This is a genomic window from Tahibacter sp., assembly GCF_035481375.1.
In the GTDB taxonomy this organism is placed as follows: Bacteria; Pseudomonadota; Gammaproteobacteria; order Xanthomonadales; family Rhodanobacteraceae; genus Tahibacter.
The window spans coordinates 1-6,943 of record NZ_DATIGT010000186.1 but is presented as its reverse complement, the minus strand read 5'-3'; the positions used below and the strand labels follow the sequence as shown (position 1 = coordinate 6,943).

6 protein-coding genes are annotated in these 6,943 nt (G+C 67.0%); 2 read left to right on the top strand and 4 right to left on the bottom strand.

Going from position 1 to position 6,943, the window contains the following annotated elements; genetic code table 11:
* Positions 1-1,880: GGDEF domain-containing response regulator (locus tag VLF18_RS11790; protein ID WP_325279819.1), on the bottom strand; the 1,880-nt coding region annotated here is incomplete at its 3' end.
* Positions 1,881-2,163: 283 nt separating this feature from the next.
* Between VLF18_RS11790 and hemB the strand changes: the two genes are divergently transcribed.
* Positions 2,164-3,150 (top strand): porphobilinogen synthase, encoded by a 987-nt coding sequence (hemB, locus tag VLF18_RS11785; protein ID WP_325279818.1) that lies wholly within the window; start codon positions 2,164-2,166, stop codon positions 3,148-3,150.
* Positions 3,151-3,243: 93 nt separating this feature from the next.
* Here hemB and sfsA read toward each other — a convergent pair whose 3' ends face one another.
* Positions 3,244-3,942, bottom strand: a complete 699-nt coding sequence (sfsA, locus tag VLF18_RS11780) for a DNA/RNA nuclease SfsA (RefSeq protein WP_325279817.1) — start codon at positions 3,940-3,942, stop codon at positions 3,244-3,246.
* Between the two features lie 57 nt (positions 3,943-3,999).
* Between sfsA and VLF18_RS11775 the strand changes: the two genes are divergently transcribed.
* Positions 4,000-5,181 carry a class I SAM-dependent rRNA methyltransferase gene (locus tag VLF18_RS11775; RefSeq protein WP_325279816.1) on the top strand — a complete coding sequence of 394 codons (1,182 nt, stop codon included), beginning with the start codon at positions 4,000-4,002 and terminating at the stop codon, positions 5,179-5,181.
* Positions 5,182-5,363: 182 nt separating this feature from the next.
* Here the strand turns inward: VLF18_RS11775 and VLF18_RS11770 are convergent, their stop codons facing one another.
* Positions 5,364-6,047: a YafY family protein gene (locus tag VLF18_RS11770; RefSeq protein WP_325279815.1), complete on the bottom strand. Its 684-nt coding sequence runs from the start codon at positions 6,045-6,047 to the stop codon at positions 5,364-5,366.
* Positions 6,048-6,176: 129 nt separating this feature from the next.
* A complete protein-coding gene (locus VLF18_RS11765) occupies positions 6,177-6,551 on the bottom strand; it encodes a VOC family protein (protein ID WP_325279814.1) in 375 nt (124 codons plus the stop codon).
* Positions 6,552-6,943 lie beyond the last annotated feature (392 nt).

The following is a 6,943-nucleotide window of genomic DNA, read 5'->3' as shown; positions in this document are numbered from 1 at the left end:
CCCGCCGTACCCGAGCCGTTGACGCGCCAGCCCTGGCGCTGCACGACGGCCGATTCGCTGCGCGGCAGCGCCGCGATCGGCACGATCGGCTGCACGAGCAGCACGATCCGCTCCTGTTCCATGGCCTGGCGCAGACGTTCGGTCCAGCCGGCCTCGATCTCGCGCGCGATGCGCGCGTCGTGTTCGCCGACGTAGATCTCGGTCTGGTCGCGGCCGCGCTGCTTGGCCGTGCGGCAGGCCAGGCGCGCGTGCTCGACGACGTATTCGGCCGACGGCGTTTCGCGGCTGATGACGGCGACGCCGATCGACGCGGTGATCGAGCGGCTAGCGCCGCCGTATTCGTATTTGCACTGGTGCAGCTGCTCCCGATAGCTGTCGGCCAGCGGAAACAGGTTTTCGAGCTGCACGCCCGAGAGCATCAGCGCGAGCCGGTCGCCTTCGATGCGCGCGAGCACGTCATGCTCGCGCAGGCGCTTGCCGAGCACGGTCGCGATCTCGACGAGCAGGCGTTCGCTTGCGGGCACGCCGGCCGCGTCGACGATCGCGCTGAAGCGGTCGAGATCGATGTAGAGAATCGACGAATAGCCGCCGGCTTCGCGCCGCCGCTGCAGCTCCTGCGCGACCTGATGCGTGAAATGCCGCGCATTGACGAGACCGGTCAGCTTGTCGTGCGTCATCTCCCAGCGCAGGTTGTCGGCGCTCTTGCGTTCGGAAATGTCGCGGAACACGACGACGGAGCCCTGCCGGCGGTTCTGGATGGCCAGCGGCAGCACCGAGCATTCGACCGTCATGCCGCTGCGGTCGCGGCGCCAGAACACCGTCTCGTGCCCCTTCAGCGCGTTGCCGGCGGTATACGCCTGGTCGAGGCCCGCGTCGCCCGACCCTGCGCCGTCGTCGGCGGCGGTCTGGTGGATCAGGCCGTGCGCGGACTTGCCGATGAGCTGGTCTTCGTCGTCGTAGCCGAGCAGGCGCAGGCCGGTCGGATTGATGAAGGTGACGACGCCCTGCTGGTCGACGCCGTAGACGCCGTCGCCGACCGAGCCGAGGATGCCGTCGAGGCGCTGGCGCTCGGCCTCGACCGACTTCTGCATCTGGATCTGCCGCGACAGCGTCTTGACGCGCGCGAGGAACAGTTCCTTCGCCTCGTTCTTGAACATGCACTCGATCGCACCGGCATCGAGGCTCTTGACGATGATGTCCTCGCGATAGGTGCCGGTGATGATGGCCAGCGTCGGCGCGCCCGGCAGCCCCGAGAGGCGCCGGCACAGCTCGTCGCCGTTACCGTCGGGCAGGAAGTAGTCGACGATGGCGAGGTCGAAGGTTTCGGCGGCGGCCTTGTCGGCCGCTTCGCCGAGCGTGCCTGCGGTCGCGACCGCATAGCCGTGGCGTTCGAGCAGCTGCTGGTAGGCCAGCCGCACGCTCTGCGAGTCGTCGACGAACAGGATGCGGATGCCCTGTGACGGCACCGGAGTCGCCTCGGCCTGCGGCGTCAGCACGTCCGCGCGCGGTTCGAGCTGGGAAAGCGCGGCCGGAATCCTGCTGAACTGCGTCCAGAGCACGATCACGGCCTTGCCGCGACGACGCGCCCAGGCGTCGAGTTCGGGACTCTGCTCGTGAACCATGAGCAGTACCGGAAGACTCTGCTGCGATTCGGTCAGCAGATAGTCGAGCAGCGCAAGACAGTCGCGCGTCGGACGCGCCGGCACGCCGACGACCAGTACGCCGTAAGGCTGGCCGAGTTCGAGCGAATGCTTGAGATGGTCGATCGTGTCCAGATACGTCGCCAGCTCGCTGCGAGCCGCCAGGCCGGCAGCCGCCAGGGTGCGCTTGAGCAGATGGCTCAGCGTCGTTGAGCGTTCGACGACAAGAATGCCGGACAAGGTGAATGTTCCTGCTGGACCGCATTGCAGAGCGGGCCTCATGCCCAACCTGCATCCCCGTAGCGGACGCGCACTATGACCCGCGCTAGCCAGTCATTTCAAGTACGTACGCCGCGCTCGCGACGACTGTCCGAGGACCGTCGCCGACCGTTCTCAATACGGCAATCGACGGCAAAAACCGCCATGGCCCGTCCGATTCGCCGCGGCATGCCGTCGCGCCGCGTCGCATCCGCATGGCCTTGCGCTACGCTGGGCGCTTTCGCCGATTGCCGGAGTTGCTGTCATGGCCTATCCCGCCACCCGCCCGCGGCGCATGCGACGCGATGCGTTCTCGCGCGCGCTCATGCGCGAAACCGTGCTGACGAGCGCCGATCTGATCCTGCCCGTCTTCGTTCGCGAAGGCTCGGGCCGCGAAGCGATCGGGTCGATGCCCGGCGTCGAGCGCGTCGGCATCGCCGAACTGCTCGAACTCGCGGGCCAGGCGCAGGACTTCGGCATCCCGGCGCTCGCGCTTTTTCCGGTGACGCCGTCCGAAGCCAAGAGCCTCGATGCGGCCGAAGGCTGGAATCCCGACGGTCTCGCGCAGCGCGCGGTGCGCGCACTCAAGCAGGCCTTTCCCGAGCTTGGCGTCATCACCGATGTTGCGCTCGACCCCTTCACGACGCACGGGCAGGACGGTCTCATCGACGACGACGGCTACGTGCTCAACGACGAGACCGTCGCCGCGCTCGTGCGTCAGGCGCTGTCGCATGCGCAGGCCGGCGCGGACATCGTCGCGCCGTCGGACATGATGGACGGACGTATCGGCGCGATCCGCGAGGCGCTGGAACGCGCCGGCCATGTTCACACGCGCATCCTCGCCTATTCGGCCAAATACGCGTCGAGCTTCTACGGCCCGTTCCGCGACGCGGTCGGTTCGGCCGGCAATCTTGGCAAAGGCAACAAATATACCTACCAGATGGATCCGGCCAATTCGGACGAGGCGCTGCGCGAAGTCGCGCTTGACGTCGACGAAGGCGCCGACATGGTCATGGTCAAGCCGGGCCTGCCATACCTCGACATCGTGCGCCGCGTGAAGGACCGCTTCGGCATGCCGACTTTCGTCTATCAGGTCAGCGGCGAGTACGCGATGCTCAAGGCGGCCGGGCAGAACGGCTGGATCAACGAAAAGGCCTGCGTGCTCGAAGCGCTGACGAGCATCAAGCGCGCCGGCGCCGATGCGATCCTGACCTACTTCGCGCTCGACGTGGCGCGCTGGCTGAAGGAATAAGGACAGGAAAGGGTGGAGAGCAGCGAGGAACGAGAGAGAAGCGTCGCTCCGGCCTCCTCTCGTTTCTCGCTGCTCTTCACTCGTTTCCTGTAGTCACGGCAGCAGGGGCAAGCGCCGTACCAGCAGGATCTCCGTCGTCGAGATCGCGCATTGCCAGGCCAGCACTTCGACGCCGGCCGCGCGCGCTTCGCGCAGGCCTTTCGCATAGTCGGGATCGATCTCGCTCGCGGCGCGTACCGCAAGCACGTCGGCGCGCTGCACGCAGAACAGCAGCACCGCGCGCGCGCCGTCCCGGACCACGCGCTGCAATTCGCGCAGGTGGCGCAGGCCGCGCGTGCTGACCGCGTCGGGAAAGATTCCGAGCGCGTATTCGTCCGCGGCAGTGACGGACTTGACCTCAACGTAGCAGTCGGGCTGCGACGGCCCGCGCAGCAGCAGGTCGATGCGGCTGCCTTCATCGCCGCAGCGCACTTCGCGCAGCGTCTCCGCATATCCGGCCAGCGGCGGCACGCGTCCGGCGGCGATCGCCTCGGCGGCAAGCGCGTTCGCGCGTGCCGGATGCACGCCGACCAGCGCGCCGTCGACCTCGGCGAGTTCCCAGGTCCAGGCGCAGCGCCCGCCCGTGGCGCGCTCGCCGGCCCAGACCGTCAGTCCCGGCGCGGAGTAGCCGAGCATGCGGCCGGTGTTCGGGCAGTGGGCAAGGATCTCGCGTCCGTCGTCGAGCCGGATGTCGGCCAGGAAGCGCTGGCGGCGCGCGAGCAGCGTGCCGCGATGCAGGGGCGGGAAATGCATGCCGCGACGATGCCCGGCCGCTCCGGGCACCGCAAGCGCGGCTGGTATCATGCCGCGATGAAACCGCCTTCCTCCGCCAATCCCGCAGTCCAGCTCAAGATCGAGCGCCGCTCCAACCACCCGTGGATCTTCCAGAAAATGGTCGAGAAACCGGCGGAGCGGCCCAAGCCCGGCAGCGTCGTCGACATTTACGACCGCGACGGCAGCTTTGCCGGACGCGGCTTCTACAACGGTCACTCGCGCATCGCGCTGCGCGTACTCACGCAGGATCCCGACGAAGCCGTCGACGCGGCGTTCTTCGAACGCAAGATCGCGCAGGCCGTCGCGCTGCGGCGCGAGGTCCTCCAGCTCGACCGCGTGACCGACGCCTACCGCGTGGTCCATTCCGAAGGCGACGGCCTGTCCGGGCTCGTCGTCGACCGCTTCGCCGATACGCTCGTGATCGAGTTCTTCTCGGCCGGCATGTTCCGCCAGCGCGACCTGATCCGCCGCTGTCTGCTCGACCACTTCCCCGACAGCCAGATCTACGCCTTTGCCGAAGAGCACGTGCAGAAGCAGGAGAGCTTCGACTGCTCCACGCCGCCGACTCCGCGACCGACGGTCATCGAAGAGCACGGCGTGAAATTTCATGCCGCACCGGGGACCAAGCACAAGACGGGCTTCTTCGCCGACCAGCGCGACAATCGCCTGGCGCTCGCGGGCTTCTGTCACGACAAGCGCGTGCTCGACCTCTGCTGCAATTCCGGCGGCTTCGCGATCTACGCCAAGACCGTCGGCGGCGCGAAGGAAGTCGTCGGCGTGGACCTCGACGAAGAAATCCTCGAAGTCGCCGAATCGAACGCCCGGCTCAACAAGGTGAAAGTGCGCTTCGTCCAGGCCGACATCTTCCACTGGCTGCGCGACGTGGCTTCGGGCCGCGCCGAGCAGTTCGACGTGGTCGTGCTCGATCCGGCGAAGATGACGCGCGATCGCGAGCAGGTCATTCCGGCGCTCAAGAAATACCTCGACATGAACAAGCTCGCGCTCGGTGCGGTCAAGCCCGGCGGAATTTTCGTGACCTGCTCGTGTACCGGCCTCGTCAGCGAAGAGCAGTTCCTCGACATGCTGCGCCGCGCCGCGTTCTATTCGAACCGGACCGTACAGGTACTCAAGGTGACGGGTGCCGGTCCCGACCATCCGTGGCAGGCGCACGTGCCGGAATCGCGGTACTTGAAGGCCGTGTTCTGCCGCGTCGACTGACTGTGACGAAGTTCACGAAAATAATTCCGTACGGTCGTGAGCCGCTGTCCGGCCCCGATCCGAGTAACTAATACAAGGCGGTCATCGCCTTGCCAAAGCGCCACCGTAGGGCACCCCCTGAGCCTTACGGTGGCGTTTTGTTATCCGGCGTTTGTGCAAATCCGCGGAACGCCCGGCACGCATCAGCACTCGTTCATGGCCTTCATGTAGGCCGCGAAGCTCTCGGCTTCGATCTCGATGAAGACCACCTCCGAAACGCCGCAGGCCCGGATGCGGTCGAGCCGAAAATTGCGGAAGTCGCGCCGCAGCCGGCACCACGCACCCAGCGTCCAGCTGCCGCCCCAGAACGCGAGGCACAGCGGCTGGATCTCGCGCTCGGAGACGGCGCCTTTTTCGTCGGCATAATCGAGCCGCACGATGCGGCGCTCGGCGATCGCCGCATGGATGTCGTCGATGTGTGCCTTGAGCGCCGCGTGCTGCCCGAAATCCGGCGCGAACACGCGCGAGCGTTCGCTGCGTTCGCGCAGCTCGGCAGGCAATACCGCATTGATCTTGATCAGCGCCGCATCGGCGGCGCGGCTCAGGCGCTCGCCCGCGAACGCCTGTACGAAGCGCGAACCGACGACGAGGGCCTCGAGTTCGTCGGGCAGGAACATCAGCGGCGGGATGTCGCTGCCCTTGCGCAGCATGTAGCCGATGCCGGCTTCGCCCTCGATCGGCACGCCGGAACGCTGCAGGTCGGCGACGTCGCGATAGACCGTGCGCTGGGACACGCCGAGCGTCTCGGCGAGACCGCGGGACGGCAGCGCGGTACGACGACCGCGCAGGGCATGGATGATGAGGAACAGGCGATCAGCGCGGCGCATCGGGAGAGCATGCCGCGGCGCCGTTTCCGAAGCCACCGCGGAATCGTGTGGGCCCTCGGCCTCGCCGCGGCGGGACTGCCGGAGGCGATGCAGGCGGGTCGACGCATCGCCATCTGCATCGCCGTCCGGTCAGATCGCCGACCAGAGGCCGACGCGATTGCCTTCGGTATCGCGGAACTGGGCGAAATAGCCCATGTCGCCGGGAATCTCGGTGCGCGGCACGATCGTGTCGCCACCGAGTTCGAGCACGCGCTGCAGCACGGGCTCAAGGTTGTCGACACTCAGATAGACCACGCTGCCCTGGATCGCGGGCCGGCATTCCTCGTGGCGGATCAGCGCGCCGCTGACGTGCGGCCGGCCGCCGTAGGGAAACACGGCGAGTTCGGTTTCGCCCATGGGCTCGCGCCGGAGCGGAACGCCGAGGATGCGTTCGTAGAACGACTGCGCGCGATCGAGGTCGACGGTCGGGATTTCGAACCAGGCGGGAACGGTCGGGTTGAGCATGGCGGTTCCGGGAATGACGTGCCGATTGCACGGTCGCCATCGTGAGGACCCGCCACTGACAGCATGGTGGCAGCAGCTTTTTTTGTCGGAAAACCGGAGTGGGGAGCAGGGGAATCGTCAGAGCGGAGTTCGGGCCTCGCCCCGGGTTTGTCGGCAAGGATCGCTGCCGGTTCGTGCGTCGCCCTGCGAGGTACCCGCTCGTCCGATTCGCGATTCCACATTCCGGTTCCCACAACGAAGAAGGCCGCCTCTCGGCGGCCTTCTTCGTTACTCGCTTACGGCGTGGATTCGAAGCCGTTTTCGAAGATCAGATCCGGCGGAGCCGTGCGGCAGCTCTGCACCTTCACGTCGTCGACGAACCAGCCCAGCGGCGTGTCGCCGACCGAACCGTC

Coding starts and splice junctions, on each gene's coding strand:
- VLF18_RS11775 (WP_325279816.1), top strand. CDS start 4,000: ATGAAACCGCCTTCCTCCGCCAATCCCGCAGTCCAGCTCAAGATCGAG.
- sfsA (WP_325279817.1), bottom strand. CDS start 3,942: ATGCATTTCCCGCCCCTGCATCGCGGCACGCTGCTCGCGCGCCGCCAG.
- hemB (WP_325279818.1), top strand. CDS start 2,164: ATGGCCTATCCCGCCACCCGCCCGCGGCGCATGCGACGCGATGCGTTC.
- VLF18_RS11770 (WP_325279815.1), bottom strand. CDS start 6,047: ATGCGCCGCGCTGATCGCCTGTTCCTCATCATCCATGCCCTGCGCGGT.
- VLF18_RS11765 (WP_325279814.1), bottom strand. CDS start 6,551: ATGCTCAACCCGACCGTTCCCGCCTGGTTCGAAATCCCGACCGTCGAC.